The organism is Inhella gelatinilytica (assembly GCF_016093295.1).
GTDB lineage: Bacteria > Pseudomonadota > Gammaproteobacteria > Burkholderiales > Burkholderiaceae_C > Inhella > Inhella gelatinilytica.
In genome coordinates, this window is record NZ_JAEDAL010000008.1 from 61,532 (window position 1) to 77,619 (window position 16,088).

The 16,088-nt window shown below is 57.3% G+C and carries 11 protein-coding genes; 4 read left to right on the forward strand and 7 right to left on the reverse strand.

The features are described 5' to 3' along the window. Positions 1 to 831 precede the first annotated feature (831 nt). The 3 genes from I7X43_RS13965 (at position 832) to I7X43_RS13975 (ending at position 4,997) form a co-directional block, all read left to right on the forward strand. On the forward strand, positions 832 to 1,713 hold the full coding sequence (locus tag I7X43_RS13965) for a hypothetical protein (RefSeq protein ID WP_198101570.1): 882 nt from the start codon (positions 832 to 834) through the stop codon (positions 1,711 to 1,713). A gap of 247 nt (positions 1,714 to 1,960) precedes the next feature. Continuing rightward, entirely contained in the window at positions 1,961 to 3,433 is a 1,473-nt protein-coding gene (locus tag I7X43_RS13970; RefSeq protein ID WP_198101571.1) for a DUF2868 domain-containing protein, read from the forward strand. Continuing rightward, positions 3,402 to 4,997 carry a DUF3482 domain-containing protein gene (locus I7X43_RS13975; RefSeq protein WP_246480439.1) on the forward strand — a complete coding sequence of 532 codons (1,596 nt, stop codon included), beginning with the start codon at positions 3,402 to 3,404 and terminating at the stop codon, positions 4,995 to 4,997. Before I7X43_RS13970 ends, I7X43_RS13975 begins: the two co-directional genes overlap by 32 nt. Before the next feature lie 177 nt (positions 4,998 to 5,174). On the opposite strand, the gene I7X43_RS13980 is transcribed toward I7X43_RS13975, so the two are convergent. From I7X43_RS13980 to I7X43_RS13990, 3 genes are all read right to left on the reverse strand, one after another. After that, positions 5,175 to 6,701: an IS3 family transposase gene (locus I7X43_RS13980; protein ID WP_198101573.1), complete on the reverse strand. Its 1,527-nt coding sequence runs from the start codon at positions 6,699 to 6,701 to the stop codon at positions 5,175 to 5,177. A 314-nt stretch (positions 6,702 to 7,015) separates the two neighbouring features. Beyond that, a complete protein-coding gene (xseB, locus tag I7X43_RS13985; protein WP_216860159.1) occupies positions 7,016 to 7,282 on the reverse strand; it encodes an exodeoxyribonuclease VII small subunit in 267 nt (88 codons plus the stop codon). After that, entirely contained in the window at positions 7,279 to 9,042 is a 1,764-nt protein-coding gene (locus I7X43_RS13990) for an exodeoxyribonuclease VII large subunit (RefSeq protein WP_198101574.1), read from the reverse strand. Before I7X43_RS13990 ends, xseB begins: the two co-directional genes overlap by 4 nt. A gap of 616 nt (positions 9,043 to 9,658) precedes the next feature. Between I7X43_RS13990 and I7X43_RS13995 the strand changes: the two genes are divergently transcribed. Further along, positions 9,659 to 11,392 (forward strand): DUF8808 domain-containing protein, encoded by a 1,734-nt coding sequence (locus I7X43_RS13995; protein ID WP_198101575.1) that lies wholly within the window; start codon positions 9,659 to 9,661, stop codon positions 11,390 to 11,392. 139 nt (positions 11,393 to 11,531) lie between these two features. On the opposite strand, the gene I7X43_RS14000 is transcribed toward I7X43_RS13995, so the two are convergent. The 4 genes from I7X43_RS14000 to I7X43_RS14015 all read right to left on the reverse strand — a co-directional run bounded on the left by I7X43_RS14000 (position 11,532) and on the right by I7X43_RS14015 (position 16,051). Continuing rightward, positions 11,532 to 12,596 carry a hypothetical protein gene (locus tag I7X43_RS14000; protein ID WP_198101576.1) on the reverse strand — a complete coding sequence of 355 codons (1,065 nt, stop codon included), beginning with the start codon at positions 12,594 to 12,596 and terminating at the stop codon, positions 11,532 to 11,534. Positions 12,597 to 12,690: 94 nt separating this feature from the next. Beyond that, entirely contained in the window at positions 12,691 to 13,773 is a 1,083-nt protein-coding gene (locus I7X43_RS14005) for an HNH endonuclease signature motif containing protein (RefSeq protein ID WP_198101577.1), read from the reverse strand. Between the two features lie 2 nt (positions 13,774 to 13,775). Further along, the gene (locus tag I7X43_RS14010; RefSeq protein ID WP_198101578.1) at positions 13,776 to 14,486 is read right to left on the reverse strand and encodes an OmpA/MotB family protein; all 711 of its coding nucleotides are present in this window, start codon (positions 14,484 to 14,486) and stop codon (positions 13,776 to 13,778) included. A gap of 17 nt (positions 14,487 to 14,503) precedes the next feature. Further along, positions 14,504 to 16,051: a MotA/TolQ/ExbB proton channel family protein gene (locus I7X43_RS14015; RefSeq protein WP_198101579.1), complete on the reverse strand. Its 1,548-nt coding sequence runs from the start codon at positions 16,049 to 16,051 to the stop codon at positions 14,504 to 14,506. Positions 16,052 to 16,088: the final 37 nt, after the last annotated feature.

Genomic DNA, 16,088 nt, shown 5'->3' on the forward strand with positions numbered 1-16,088 from the left:
TTGCGGGACTTCTCATAGCCGAACGGAAAGCGCCCGAAGTTGGCCCATGTTGAACACTCGAACTCGATTCGGTGCTGCCAGAGGAGCCAACATTCCATAGCCAACCGAACAGAGTCGGGGGCTATAAAAGGCGATGCGCGGCATTCAAAGCAATATCCAGCGAAGTCGCGCCACGCCCACAGCGCGGGAGCAGCCGTGTGCGGGTCGTTGTATGGCATCAGTTCCGACAACGCATTCGATCGGAGCGCACCCAGTCGCTGGCGCAAATCACGCCCAGTCTGGCCGATGTAGGCAAGGCAGCACTCACCAACAGCACGCACTTGGTAGAGACCCGCCCCATTTGGCAGGGCCGAAAAGTCTCCCCCGTCAAATCGAACCCAGGGGGACCAATTCAACTTGACGGCCAACTCACTCACAACACTCCCTGCGTCGGCAATGTCAATCACTCGTGATGGCCGCCTTCTCGGCAGCCGACCAGCGCCGCCTGCGCTGGTCTCGGGTGATGACCTCAACGGTCTCTGTTTGTCTAATCATACGCACAGTCCTATGCCTATCTGGAAGATAAGCGATGGAACGTGTCCGGTAATTCAGGGGGCTATCTCATACCCTCATGGAGGAATCGAGTGCACTGGTAAGACTCAAGATATCGGCCTGGTGGCTCATGGCACGAGCCATCGCGAGAAGCCTCATGAGCGCTTGCCTCAATGCGCGGGGCCTAAATTGCCAGACGTGTGGGAATTAGCTGGCAACACCCTAGGATGCGCCCTCCAATTGAACCGCTCGGTCAGGCGCTGGCTCGAGAGGTAGAGGCTGAAAACAAAGGGAGAAGATATGAAGCTGCGGAGCATCCAACGGCTTGTGATCGCCATACTTGTCGTTCTAGCTGCACTTACCGCGTGGTACAGACCACTTCAAGAAATTGCCGACGCTCAAGTTGATGCCGGCCTGAAGCGTGCATTGATTAGCTTCGCATCGGCCCGCGCACTTAACGCCGTGATTTCGGTCTTCCAAGGCACCGAGCTCTCGATAGAACCGCTTGGTGTTGGCGTCACTTTGACGCCAGGTCAAATCCTCGATCCGGTTAATGATCTGGTCGAGCAGTTCTCTAGCATCATGTTGCTCGCCAGCGTAGCGTTTGGCGTGCAAAAGACGCTACTCGCCATCGGATCTCACTCCGCCATTTCGATTGCAGTCACCGCCATGGCATTGATTTGGGCCCCTCTCTTCTACCGACAAAAGGCACCTTCATTGCTGTCACGCATGCTGGTCGTCCTTCTGATGATTCGGTTCGCCATCCCGGTTGTCGTGGTGGGGAGCGATTGGGCCTTTCATCAGTTCCTGGTCAAGGATTACGACCAGAACCAAGTCGCCCTAAATGAAACCAATGGGAACTTGAGCAAGCAGACGCCGCCGTCCGCCGCTCCCGTGACGCCTCCCCCAGAAGACCCAAGCGAGGAGAAGGGGCTCTTTGATCGGGTCAAAGAGCGTGCAAAAGCAGCTATCAAACCGCCAAGCATCGATCTACAAGCAATCAAAAAAACGGTTGAAGAACTCCCCGAGAGAGTCCTCAAGCTGATCGTCGTCTTCCTGATGCAAACCATCATCATCCCCCTTCTGTTGCTTTGGTCGCTCTACAAGATAGCGTCGACGCTCGCACAGCCGAGTAGTGCTCGCGAACCCACTCCCCCGCCGCAGACGGCACATATTTCCTAACCAATTCCCAGCAAGATATGCGTCGGTGTCTTCTGGTGCCGCCCCCGACAAGATCAAGTCCAGCATCAGCGAATGGAGCACACCATCGAAGCAGGCTCCGAAAATGCGCATCCGCTGTATCCAAGGCAGCGCATCTAGTTCGGCCGCACTGAATTGGGAGAAGCGGATGGCGTATCGACTGCTATCAGTTGGCAGGGTTCTTTCGCCAAAGGCAGGCTTCATGAGCTTGCCGTGAGGTCCACGAAACATGGCACGACTTTCAGAACAAGAAGCCCTGGCGATCTGTGTCGTTCGAAGCATCGAGCAGTCCGCTCAAAGCAGCGGACTTTGGACAAAGACTGAAGCCACGAAGGCTACCCAGGCAGCCCTGGACCTCACGGGGGCACGCGCCAGCTTTAGTGAGATGCTTGCACGCCGAGCACAGTGGGCGATCAATCATCTGGCACAGCGCTCACCCGAACAGGCTCTTCGGATTAAAGATCCCAAGTGGCTTGGCGCCGCCGCATGGCTCCTTTGCGCTGCTGCGTTTCTCGCCGGTTGCGCGACGGACCACCTTGCATCAGGCAAGCAAGTGAACGTCGTTGAATACAGTCTCGTCGGTTTATTCCTCTGGAATTTCTTCGTTTACTTTTTTGTTCTCGATGGCCTCGCACGCACGTTGCTTCTCGGTGCCCCTAGGTCACCCAGTGTGATCAGCGAATCGATCGCAAAACTCCGCTTCAGGTCAGCGCTCAAGATCAGCGGCCAGCGGACGCGCGGTTGGTTGTTGGCGTGCCAGGAACGCTGGATTCAGCTGTCGCGTACATTGAGCACCTGCCGAACGAACGCTGCATTCCACGGAGCAGCCGTCTGCTTTGCGTTAGGGGTCTTGGCTATGTTGTATTGGCGCGGTCTGCCTACGCAGTACCAAGCTAGTGTCGCCGGCAGCACTTGGCTAGATATCGAGGTCACCTACCAAGTCTTCACATTCATCGTCACTCCTGGCGCACGACTGTTTGGCCTTCAGATCCCCAGCCCCGAGGATGTGGCAACGCTGCACGCCAACGCAAACAGCCTCGAGCTAGCCCGGGGACTATTTCACCTGCATGCTGCTTCTTTGGCGGTGTGGGTTCTGATTCCACGGACCCTACTGGCCCTCATCAGTTTGATCAATCTTTGGCGGCTACGCCGAGCGTTTCCCCTACCAATCACTGCTGCCTACTTCACCGCGCTTCGATCCGTTTGGCGCGGTCAAAAGATCGCCGTGGCGATCGTCCCCTTTCGATACGAGATGTCACAGCAGGCAAGACTTAACCTCCAAAAGATGTTGGAGCGAGGCTTCGGCCTCTCGGTTGACATTTCGATTCAGCAACCGGTGCTGATGGGAGACAACCCAGCCGACTGGAAGCAGTCGCTGAACAAACAAGGCCACGTTGCCGTCATTCCAGTCTTCAATGTAGCCGCCACTGCCGAATCCAATGCTCATGGGGTCTTTTTGACTCGATTGCGATCTGCAATCGACGCCGAAACTCCCCTGGTCCCCATCGTCGATACGGCGGCTTTCACACAGGAGGACCCTAGGCGTCTCCCTGAGCGCCAAGCGCAGTGGAGACGGATTCTGGACAAAGTGCATACAGAGCCACTTTTTCTGGATCTCGAGAGTGGCACCGAAGGTGATATTTCTACCTTCCAGAACAGGATGAACCGTGATGATTCAACCCGGCCGCACCAGCCAAGTTGAGCAGGACAAGAGCATTCACATCTTCGTTGCCGCGCACACCAATGTCGGTAAGACGGCACTGCTGCGCACCATCCTCGGGAAGGATGTCGGCGTCGTTGAAGATGCCCCAGATATCACGAGCGCAACAGCGTCCCACAGTCTTGTGGCGGATGCCGATGGGAGCGCACTGCTGATCTGGGATTCGCCAGGCTTCGGCGATAGCTTTCGTCTGGCCCGCCGATTCCGGCTTCGCTATCGGTGGTTGACTTGGCTGGTGCGCGAGGTATGGGACCGAAGGGTTCAGCCATCCCTTTGGCGTAGCCAGCGACTCGTGCTTGATCTGCAGAAGCAGGCGGACATCGTTCTCTATCCCGTGAACTTACTAGAACGCCCTGCTGAGGCTGTCTATGTTGCCCCGGAACTTGAAGTGCTGGGCTGGACCGGAAAGCCAGTGGTCGTAATCCTGAACCAAAGCGGCTCAAGAGGTGACGCCATCAGCAGGATCGCCGAGTGGCGGGAGTTTCTGGGTGGCTTCCCTGCCGTGAGGTCAGTGATTGACCTTGATGCATTCACACGGTGCTGGCTTCAAGAGCTGAAGCTCTTCGAGGAGATTGGTCGCCTGCTTCCCGATACATCGCATCAGAGTTACCAGCGACTTGCAAAAGTCCTAACAAGCGAGCATCTGAAACGCTTCGATGAATCGATCGCTGCCATCGTTGACCACCTGATGCAGACTGCTGGAGATCGCGCCGAGTTGGACACAGCATGGTTTAGCGGCGTGGCCGAAGCGATAGATCTGGTTCGCAACAAGCTGCCCTGGGGGAAATCCAAAGAACAACGCCCCCAGGAGCGCGCCATGGAGGATTTGGCGCAAAGACTGGCAACGCGCGTTAGCGACCTCGCCAATCGGTTGGTCGCGATCAATCGCCTAAACGGCGTGACCTCCGCAGACGTACTCCGCGTAGCAGCGACGCACATGCGCGTGGATGGCCCGTTGAATGCATCGACCGTATCACTAGTCGGTAGCGTAGTTTCCGGGGTATTGACCGGTTTGAGCGCGGACTTGATTTCTGGCGGCTTGACCCTTGGCACAGGCGCGCTGGTTGGCGGAGTAATGGGTGCTCTGGGCGGCGCAGTGATCGCTCAGGGGTACAACGTGCTCACGAGCAAGGACAAGAAGGTGATCCGCTGGAGCCCCAAGTCCATCTTCGACGCGCTCGACAACTCCATCCTGCTGTATTTAAGCGTCGCCCACTTCGGTCGGGGTCAAGGAGACTGGCGGAAGAAGGATGCCCCATCGCAATGGTCATCGGCCGTACTCCATGCAAGAGGACGCTACCAATATCGTTTAGATCAACTATGTAGCGCTGACGGCTTGATGGCGAATGCGCAGCGTGATCGGCGAGAGTACACACTGGTGGTACGGGGTTTACTGCAGGAAGTTTTGATTCACCTCTACCCAAGCGAGAGTGCTGTCTTGAGTTCCGAGGGACCGGCATACGCCAACTGGGACGGCCTTGACACGCGCGGATCCAAAAGAGACCCTCAACGAAATTCCGGCGAACCTTTGCACACCCCAACTTGATCAGGCCCCAAACGGCACTGCCATCTCCTGTTGCGCTCCAGGTTTGACGTTCGGCTGGTTGCCCGGGAGAAGTCAGATCGAAACTGTTCCGCCTGGCTCCCAGTCCGCATGAATCAAGGCTTGTTGGCGCCGACTGAAATTTGACCCACCGGGGGTGCGGACAAAAACTTGGACTGTTTATGCGACGAGCCCCATGCGCCGCCGATGCTCGGCGGGACTACGAAAGCCCAGAGAACGTTTGATCCGAGCCTCGTTGTACCAGCGAATGTAGGCATCCAGCGCTGCTACGAATTCCTCGATGCTTGTCGCGAGCCAGTCGCGAGCGAAGAACATCTCGATCTTGAGGCGCCCGAAGAAGCCCTCGCACGCCGCGTTGTCAGGCGAGCATCCCTTGCGTGACATCGAGCGAATCAACTTCGCATCAGCGATTCGAGTCAACCAGCCTGGCCATCGATAGTGGCCGCCTCGATCGGAGTGCACCACCGGCCGCTCGACACTGACTGCCACCTTTTCGATCGCAGAGTCCAGCATCGTGTTGACCAACTCCGCGTTCGGCCGGGTGCCGATCGACCAGCTCACGACCATGCCGTCGAAGCAATCGATCATCGGCGAGAGATACACCTTGCCAGCCGGAATCTGGAACTCTGTGATGTCGGTGAGCCACTTCTCATTCGGCGCGCCGGCACTGAAATCTCGGTTCAGCAAGTTGTCAGGTGCTGGACTGATCTCACCCATGTAGGAGCCGTACCGACGGCGTTTGCTAGTCGCAGCGACCAAGCATTCCTGCTTCATCAGACGGCGCACGACCTTCTCCGAGACACGGACACACTGATTGGTCAGCGAAGCGTGGAGCCGCCTGTAGCCGTAGCAGCCATAGTTGCTCTCGAAGATGTTGGCCATAGCCTGACGCACGTCTGCGTACTTGTCGGCCACTCCGAGTCGGGCCCGATGGTAGAAGTAGGAGCTGCGCGGAAGGTCCACTTCGCGCAGCAGCTCTGTCACCGTGTAGGTGGACCTCAGGGCATCAACCAGCAGCGTCTTCTCCCGGTTCGTCAGGGGCTGCTGATTGATGCCCAGCTCTTTTTTTACGAGCTCATTCGCCTTCTTCAATACGTCCTTCTCGAGCTGCAGCCGGCGGATGTCTTGTTGCAGCGTTTCGATCTGCTGTTCCAGTTCCGATCGGTCTAAGCTTGCGGGGGTGCCTTGTTTGCGCCTCATGGATGCGGGTGCGTCGTGGCCGAGTAATTGACTCTTCCACTTGTACAGCGAGCCACGCGACACACCAACCTCATCCGCCACAGCCTGCGCGCTGGCCGGGCGCGTGCACAAGGCAACCACAGCAGACTGCTTGACTTCGGGGGCCAAAGTCTGAGCACGGCCAACAACGCGTGTGCGTTGTGGTTGGACTTCATACAGCCAGGTCGACAGCAATGTTCTGCAGGGATAGCCCAGTGACTTGATCGTCGCCGCGATGCACTGGCCATGCGCGAAGTAGTGCTCGACAGCCTGCGCCTTCTGAGCCTGAGAAAACTTCCCCGGCCGCGTGTAGCCGGCTGGAAGGTCGTGGCGCTGCTCGTACTCTCTGTACCAGGCCTTGAGTGCGTTCTTCGTCGGATATCCCAGCTGCCGGATGGTCAACCCGATGCGCTTGCCCAGCTTGATGTACAGCTGCACTGCACGGAGCCGATCCTCGTATGAATACATGAACTACCTCCTGGTAGTCCAAGAAATCGTCCGCACCCCCCCATTGTCAAATTTAGATCGGCGCCAACACTTGACCCCGACGGAGTTCAAGCAGCAACGCCGCCAAGACCTGCATCCCGCCGTCTTCTAGGAATGACTGTCTCGGAAATCCCGAGCAGGTCACCCCTAGAGAATCGAAGGTGAAGATACGGATGAACCCACAAGGGACGCGACGGTGAATCAAACCACGAAGACCATCAGGACAGCGGTACTGGTGTTGGCAGCCCGCGATCTCAGTCTACTGACGTCGATTCTTGGGGACGCAACTGCTGCGTTCAGAACGGCACGTCGTCATCCGCTTCTGAAAACGGCCTTGCTCCCTCAGCCTGGCCTGTAATGTTCGAATCCAATCCGACATCGCCAAGGGCCGCCTCCAAGGCTTTCTCGACCGCGTCGATCCGCGCCTTGCAGACCTTGTACGCATCAACTGACTCCGTAACGATAGTCAGCAGGTCATCGACATTCGGCTCTCGCTGCGTACGCAGCGTCTCGGCGTGACGCTGTAGGACTGCATATGCGCCTTTGAAAGTCTGCTCGGTCACTTTGGCGTCTCCTCCTTGAAAGCTTCGGTCCGGGCTCGCATCCGGCCATCATGGAACTCTATTTCGATTCGTACGCCCAGAGGCGCGCCGGTCGCACTACTGATTACGGCACCGCCCGGCGACCTGACCAGCGCAAATCCCCGACCGAGGGTCTTCTGCGGCCCCTGCCCTGTGATCTCGCGAAAGAGTGCCGTGGCGTTGCTTGACGCGTCGGCAATCCATCGCCTGGATCCAGCGCCAACTGCGACCATGGCTTGATTCGCCCCATCTTCCGCGCGCCGCACCTGCACCTCTGTGCGATCGGTGATGACTGCCCATGCCTGATCGGCCTGCTCGCTCGCCAATCGCATTGACTGTCGAACTCCAGACCGAATCTCGGCATCCAAAACAGGGAGCGCCATACGCGCCTCGGTTACTTGCTTCGAGGCGTGCTGTCGAACGAGGAATAGTCCGCCGCGTGTGATGTCCGACGCGGCGCGCACTGCGTATAGGCCTCCGAGCCGGACCGCCGAGAGGAACTCATCGGTCTGCCGGTTTGCAGTCATTACTTCTCGCCGTGCGCCTGTACGCACAACAGCCCCAGCTCGCTCGACGTTTTGCCGAGCGGCATCCAGCACGCGGCGCGCCTGGTCTTCGATCGCGTGCCATAAGGCCTCGGCAGAGCCGGCTCGCTGCCGGATGACAGCCTCGATGCCAAGGATGACCTTGGATGGAGTATCGAAACAACGATTGGCGACTTCGTCGAGGATCGTGCTGTCCCGTTCGTGGCCGATGCCAGTGAGCACGGGTACCTTGAGTTCGCAGACGCAGCGTGCCAGGTCATAGTCGTTCAGCCACGCAAGGTCGTTGACTGCGCCACCGCCGCGGATGATGACAATTGCATCCAGCGGCGGCCTGCGCTCTGCAGTCCAATCGTGCAGGCGGCGCAGCAGTACTTGGCGGATCTCCGCAGCCGCACCTTCTCCCTGAAACCGGCTGTGGATGTAGGTGAACTCGCAAATTCCGGCACGCTCTAGGCGCTGTGCCTCGGCCTGAAAGTCACCAAGTCCAGCAGCCCCCTCGGGAGCCACGACCAGCACCCGATTGAAGTCCCAAGGGGATGGCAGGCGCCGGTTGGCTTCAAATAGGCCGTCGCTTTGCAGGCGTGCCCGGATCTCGCGCTTCCGCGCCTCCAGATCACCCACCGTGTAATCCGGATCGATCTCGTCGATGACGAGGCTCAGGCCGTACAGCGGATGGACTTGCGGCCTCGCACGTACCATCAGCTTGATGCCTGGACCGAGCACAGCACCCGTGGCTCGCTCAAACGCGGGCACGATCTTTTGGGCCGTGTCGCCCCAAATCAGCGCTCGAGCCTGGGCCCTGGGGGAGCCAACGGCATCGCGCTCGGCGACCTCTAGATAGACCACGCCCTTGCGAAGATCCGCCTTTACCACGTCAACCGTGGTCCAGACGCCAGCGCGATACGCCTGAGCAACGGCTTCGGCCACGCCGCCGAGCAGTCTAGACAAAGATATTGCGCTACGCCCCGCGTTGCTGATCACGCCACCGTGACGATCCGCAAGCACAAAGGTCGAGGGTACCGTCAGGGTGACGTCGGACTTCGCCTGCGCCGCGCCTCCAGCTAACCACTGAGTGAAGAGCGCCACATCCCTGCCCGGCGGCACAAACCAACGGCGAGCCTCCGGGTCCCAGCGCGCACCAAGGTTCTTGACCTGCTCTCGGTCCTTGTACTCAGTGGTGAGGTAGGTCTTCGTCATGCGTGGCGGCGAAGGCTAATTCCTGAGGACACGAGGCGGGGAATGTTGGGGCATGAGGAAAAGGGTACTCGAAGAACGGGCGACTTGAGCATCCGGTCAACCCGCGCGTGCGCCTGAGCGTACCTAGATATCAATGGCCCGCACCTCGGTACTCGTACCCAAACCACAAAATTTCTAAGGGACACGCACAGCGGGCACGCTACAAAGACAAAGCGCAGACTCTCCGCGGCCCATCCACGGCAAAAATCCAAGCGCCTCCAGGATGCAGGCGACATCGCCTGCTACCGCGGTGCCGGCCCCCTCGGCAGCAGGACGTCGTGCGGCCACACGCCGAACCAGACTGACGGCTAGGTCGTGATTTGCTCCGGCAGGCAGCACTTCGGTTACGGCGCAGCGGATGCGCAATTGCACGTCAAGCCGAGCATCGCAGCGCGTAGTCATCACAGTTCCCGTCGGAAGGAGGTGCTTTCATGATCGAGCCAACGCGTCAAGCCGACGACCACCTAGAGTGCCGAGCCTCTAAGGAAAGGATGCTGGGTCTCCCGCCTTGGGGAGATGTCGCTCTTTCCTATGCAGATCCTGGCATCAGCGGCAAAACATACCCACACAATACGTCGTGGACGCCGAAACCGCCGAGTTCTATGAACGTAACGCCGCCGAACTGGCCGCGCGATACGAGTCTGCTGCAAGCCCCGTGGAGCGGTACTACCCTTTGGCCTTTCCATCTGGGGCACGAATTCTTGACGTTGGCGCAGGATCAGGGCGGGACCTCGCTGCACTACTGCAGGCCGGTTACGACGGCTACGGAGTTGAACCTAGCTCCAGACTCCGCGATGCGGCGCTTGCAGCCCACCCGGAGCTGACAACGCGCTTGACCGGCGGCGCGCTTCCTGCTCTTGGCACACCCTTCGGGGGCTGCTTCGGCGGCATCGTCTGCTGTGCCGTGCTGATGCATGTGCCCGAATCCGAACTTTTCGATGCAGCCCTTGCGTTACGGAGAGTGCTCGATCCCCATGGGCGGCTTCTAATGTCCATCCCGGCGTCACGCACAGACGTAGGTCAGAACCATCGCGACAACAACGGACGTCTCTTCCATCCCTACCTCCCCGAAGAACTGCAACTGCTTTTCGAGCGGCTGGGATTCCAGCTGATTGGACGCTGGGACACCGAGGACGTGCTCCGGCGTGGTGGCACCTCGTGGGTGACGCTGCTCTTCGAACTGCGGTCAGGCGGCCAGACGCGGGCCATCGACCAGATTGAAGGCATCCTGAACCGGGACCGAAAGGTTGCCACCTACAAGTTCGCACTATTCCGTGCCTTGGCAGAGATTTCTACCCAGGAGCCCAGAGTGACCAGATGGCTGCCGGGCGGTCGGGTCGCCGTCCCGATAGATTGCATTGCCAGACGATGGCTGAGGTACTACTGGCCGATCATCGCCAACGACCGATTTGTGCCCCAGTCGCTGGCCGAGGGGGCCGGAAACCTGCAACAGCCGGTAGCGTTCCGAGCCCCGCTCCAAGCCCTCATCCAGCAATTCGCAGATCAGGGCACCCATGGCGGCCTGACGGCATGGCACCTTGATTCCACATCGGGGCGATTGCCAGCAGCGATCGTCGCGCTGGAGATGCAGGCACTGCGGTCAATCGCGAGAGCCATCCGATCCGGCCCGGTGACCTACGCAGGCGGATCGCTGGAGAGCGGCCGCGTGTTCGAGTACGACGCGAAGACGAAGGCCGTCCTGATGTCGGCCGTGCTTTGGAGGGAACTCAGTCTGCTCGGGCACTGGATCGTGGATGCCGTGATCGTCCGGTGGGCTGCCCTGACCGAGCGGTTTGCCCAACGGCAGGGCCTTCATTCTGGCGACGTCCTGCCTTTGCTCCTAGCCAAGCCCGAACCCGAACGCGCCACGGCACAGGCGCGGGCAGTTTTTCTTGCAGCCGGCCCAGCTCACTGCGTCTGGTCAGGGCGCCAGCTCTGTGAACGCAGCCTGGCGGTCGACCATCTCATTCCTTTCGCACTCTGGGGAAACAACGACCTGTGGAACCTAGTTCCGGCCCATGCTGCCATCAACTGCCAGAAGTCGGACAAGCTTCCGGCGGGCGCACTACTTGTGGAACGCCGGGATCACATCGTCGATAGCTGGAGCCTGCTGCGCGATGCAATGCCCGAAGCGTTCGACGGGCACGCCATGCACTTGCTCGGCTCAAAACCCGGACGCGAGGGCCACTGGCGCAGCGAACTCTTTGCCAGACTGCGCGAAGCGGTCGAAGTCACCGCCTTGCAGCGTGGTGTCGAGAGGTGGACGCCAAAGGTCGAAGTAGCGCAGGCAGTGTCCATAGCTCATCGGTAGACCTCGCTGCGGACCGAGTCGAGATACTTCGGATCGCTCAAGACCCTCGCCCAGCCTCAGCGCCTCATTCAAGCGGCTGAAAATCACAGCCACTCAGGATATTCGAAGCTGTCTGTCATGGCTGGAATTCCGCCCCTAGCTAGCCGTATAGACGATCATACAAATTTGGCCGGGCGACCGATCCAAGAAAATCCTCAGACGCATCCAAATCACCATAATATCTGAGGAGATTCCCATACATCACAGGCAGAACCTCTGAGATCAATTCGTACTTGGCTTTCAGATCTTTGCCGCACTGAATAACCAGACCAAACTCCCAGCAAATCCTCGAACTCCTCACGGCAAACGAGCTTTCCACCTCAAGGCCATCTCCCGCACCCGAGCCAATTGCCTCAACCACTAACGCGCCAATTTTCTCACAGGCCATCAACATCGCGAGAAATTCGGCCACGGTTACTGGGACTCTCCGAAACGCCCGATAGCTGGAAATGACAATCTCGTGCAGTCGCGCCTCAAGCTCCTTTTGATCCAAATAGTAGAGAATCAGAGAATCTCCAGCAACGCCAGGATGAAGATAAACATCGCCTCGCGGCCGCCGCGCATCGAAAAAAATCACCTCATCAGCCTGAAGAATGTGGATGTGCTCATGACAAATTATCGCCCGCATCTCATCGGGCTTGACATGATTAAGCTTGATTACTAGCTTTCGTGAGCTGGAGGACGCTGGCAGGACAAATGCAGAACCGCGACTGACATATTTTGCACCGGGCAGAACAATTAACCTAAAAAACATCCATATAACCAATATAAGAAGAAGAGGAGATAGCAAAAATAGCATCGGAATCAATATCAAAGTTAACAGGACAGAAACACCAGGACTGCACGCCCGACGTATCGCAGCCAGTGAGCCAATAAATTCCACCCACACCTCCTTCATTGATACGGAAATTTCCCAGATTTCCGGATCAACTTGCGTGCGGTCATTCATTTTGAACAGATCGACATAGAACAAGAAATATAGATATATCAATCCAACCGGTCGAACCTTTAACACAGTAAACCAAGTCGCCCTTTCTGAACAAGAGAGTGGCGTCGGCGGGAAGCACCCGAAATCCTCGGTCAACTGGGATTGCGTGGTCTTAGCTTCTTCGCAATAAAAATACTGCCAAATCTTTGAAAAAATTAACATGCCAGAAGTTGCCATTGGAAGACATCCATGCCAAGCCACCCTCTTCGACCTAAGCCTCAACATCAGAGGGTGGGAGCGCAGGTCAAGCTGACGTTCGCTGCGAATGTTTTCAGGTGCAAATGTTGGCGAACCCAAACAGGTCAACTATTCGCCAGCCATGGGCACTGGGTGTCGGGTGTTCAAGCGTGATGCCCATGCGTCGACTAGGCCATGCAGCTTCCACCTGCCTGTCTGTACCCGGCACTTGGTGTTCGATTTCAGGCGCTTCCCAGCCCTGATTTCGAGCCATCCCCAGCGCGCCTTGTATGGCAGGGTCGGCAAAGCGCATGACTGATTCCCATGACCCGTCAAACACGCCAGCATCACGCCGCATACGATTGATGGTTTTCATTTCGTCGCGGGGAACATACATGTGATCGTGCAGAGGCTCCATCCGATGGCAGGCCTTGCACAAAACCTTGAGGTTGGAACTGGCGTTGTTGCTCTTAACCCCATCAACATGGTGCACATGGAGCAGTTGTTTGGCATTGGCAAGGTGGATACCGCAGCCTTCGCATGTCCAGCGCAAGGCCTCGCGCAGACTGTCTGAAATCTCGCGCCAGTTAGCAGCGTAGACGGATGAGCCTGGGTCGACCTTGGTTCGAATAGGCAAGAACCTGAAGCAAGAGGAGAAGGTCTCGAAAAACTCGCTTAGGTCAAAGTGTTGCCTGATCACCTTGGCAGACCGGTTCACTTTGGCCTGCTTGTAATTGAGCATATTCAGGCAGTTCTGACAAACGTAGAGCTTGCCATGGCCCGTCATTTCTCTCAAAGCCATGTCGGTGCCGCTGAGCGCAAAAGTGCCACTGATGTCTGTGGTGGCAATGTAACGCTCAAACCGACCTGAGTTTTTCATTGAATCCAACGTGGCGCAGTAAGCCACATGGAATTTCTTTCCAGCGTCACGGTTGCCGTTCAACACCTCTTCAATGCGTTGACCTTGGTCAGGTATGTACAACAGGATTTGCCGACCCTGGAAGGCCAGCAGCCCCGAAATGGTTTCTAGCTCGTCGAGTTTTACTTCACGCCCATGAATGAGCTCTGCCTCGATCGCCGAGATAGTACTGACCCTACTTAGCGAGAATGACTGTCGCTCCGCCCCCAGGAGGTTGGCAATTTTCCAAAGTTCGGAGAAATCATGTGCAATGCGCATGATCAGTCCTGAATCAATCGTTTAATCTGGGTCTCTGCGTTGGAAATAACACGGAACGTGACCCGCCGGGAGCGCTCGGAGTCTTCATTGCCGTTTCCGTCGAGCACCAGCCTGCTGGATGAAAGCCCAACTGCAGCAATGTTTCTTCGGACCCACGCTTGATCTTCTGTCGCGGCCTTCAGGCCCTGGACGAATAGCAGAACTGATCGCGTGCGAGCCTGTGAAAGTTCCATGTTCCGGAAATACGCCTCTTCTGGATTGACGCCGACATTCCATTGCGAGCTGGTGTGCCCTTCGATCCGCACTTCATTGATCGAGTCGCGGAACCGGTTGAGCACCTTCATATAGCGGGGGAAGAAATCGCTGAGCACTTCTTTGAACTGGGGACGCATCGCGGAGGACCCCAGGCCAAAGAGGATATCTGGTGACTTGAACTCGAACGACAGGGCCTCTTTGTCGATCTCAGCGTTCCAGCGCTGAAGGTCCGGTTCGAACTCCGTTTTGAGGGCCTCATAGAGTGCCACCTGGTTGTTCTGATATGCAACCGCCACTTCCTTGATCTTGTCTCTTTCGATCAGGGCGTGTCGCATCAGTGCGATGCTGATAAACAAGAAGACCATCATCAGTCCGGACATTAGGTCAGACACGCTGACCCAATGCTCGGACGATTCATGGTCTATCTTGCTCTTACGTGAGCCGAGGAATTTGTCCATGGCAACAGACCTCTGACTCAGTTAGGCTGACTATTCCGGTTGTAGGAGTCGGTCAGGTGGCGAGCGATGGTTGCAAGTGCAGCCCCCAGCTCCTGAAGCGCTGCGTTCAACTGCCTGCTCAAGGCTTCATCCAGTTGCCGCAGCTGGGCATTTACCGCATCGTTGGTTCGATTGACGGCTTCTTGAACCTGGCGATCAACGGCTTGCAGGGTGCGGTCAGCGCTCTGAACGATCGCCCGGCTGGTTTCTTCGGCGGAACGCACCGACTCGGCTCGGGCTTGGTTGCTCTGGTCGATCGAAGTTTGAACGGACTGCTGTGCACTCGCCAGCATCGCGCGCGAGCTCTCTTGAACCGACTCCATGGCAGACGAGATGACGGCAGTGATGCCCGTACGAATCCGCTCGGTGTTCAGACCCAGCAATTCCATGGCGTTTTTAAGCTCTTCGGAGATGTCTTCAGACTGTGTGGCGATCACCTTCGCGTTTTCCAGCATCGCCTGATTGGTCTGCTTCACCGAGTCCTCAAAGTTTTGAGACCCCTTGATCAAATTCACGTTTACCTGTTCCGCACCGTTCAGAAGTTGTTGCCCCACTTCTTCGAGCTTCGATTGGATCTGAGGTACGGCCATCACAGCCTGTTCACGCATCTTCACAAACGCGTCGAGATGACGGTCCAGCTCTGCGATCTGGTGCTGATTCACAGCCAAGACTTCACCCAAGGCTTGCATGTCGCTAGGAATGCGGGCTGTTTCCTCTCTGATCGCCTGGACTGCCACTTTGGTCGCACTGATGGACACAACCCCTCGCTCATATTGCCGAGCCATAGCCTCAAGTTGCACCATGTAGTTGGCCTGCCATTCAACGAGCTTCTTGACCGATTCGTCTAGACGCTTGAAGTTGTCACCAAACTGCTCTGTCAGGTTCTTGTTGAAGTCGACAATGACCTCTTTGAGGGCCTCGATCACCTGCTGTGTAGCTGACTTTGAGAGCATCTCAGCAAAGTCCTTCATCTGTGCCCATAGCTTTTCCTCGAAGGCATCTTGGCGCTTGGACAGACCCGAGCGGAAGTCATTGACATCTGTTCTGAGCAACTGGATCTGACCGACCATTGAGCGCTCGTCGTTGCCGCCAATACCCTTGGCGATGGTGGTCAGTTCGGCATGTTGCTTTGTCAGAATCGCATGGATGTCCTTTGGCTCAATGTCATCCGCTGACGGCGCGCCATCAACCGGCTTGGTTTTATCTAGGTGACTGGTTTGGATGATCTTGAACCAGATGGCGAAGCCCATCCCGATCAGGCTAGTCACAAACGCTGTTTGGAGACCACCAAGCAGTTGTTCGATGCTGCCATCAATCTGTTTAGTATCGAATTGCAGCAGGCCAATGAAGACACCCAGAAAAGTACCGAACAGGCCTAAAGACGTCATGAGCGAAGGGGCGTACTCGACGTAGTTGCTTCTGTCCGACTTGAGGCCAGCTTTAGCCGTCACGAACGCATAAAGAATTGCGATAAAGAAGACGAAGTTCAGAGCCCACGTGAATGCTGGGGTGCCGAAGATGCCCATTGTTTCTACCTAGTTCGATGTAAGTTTTTCAGTTGTT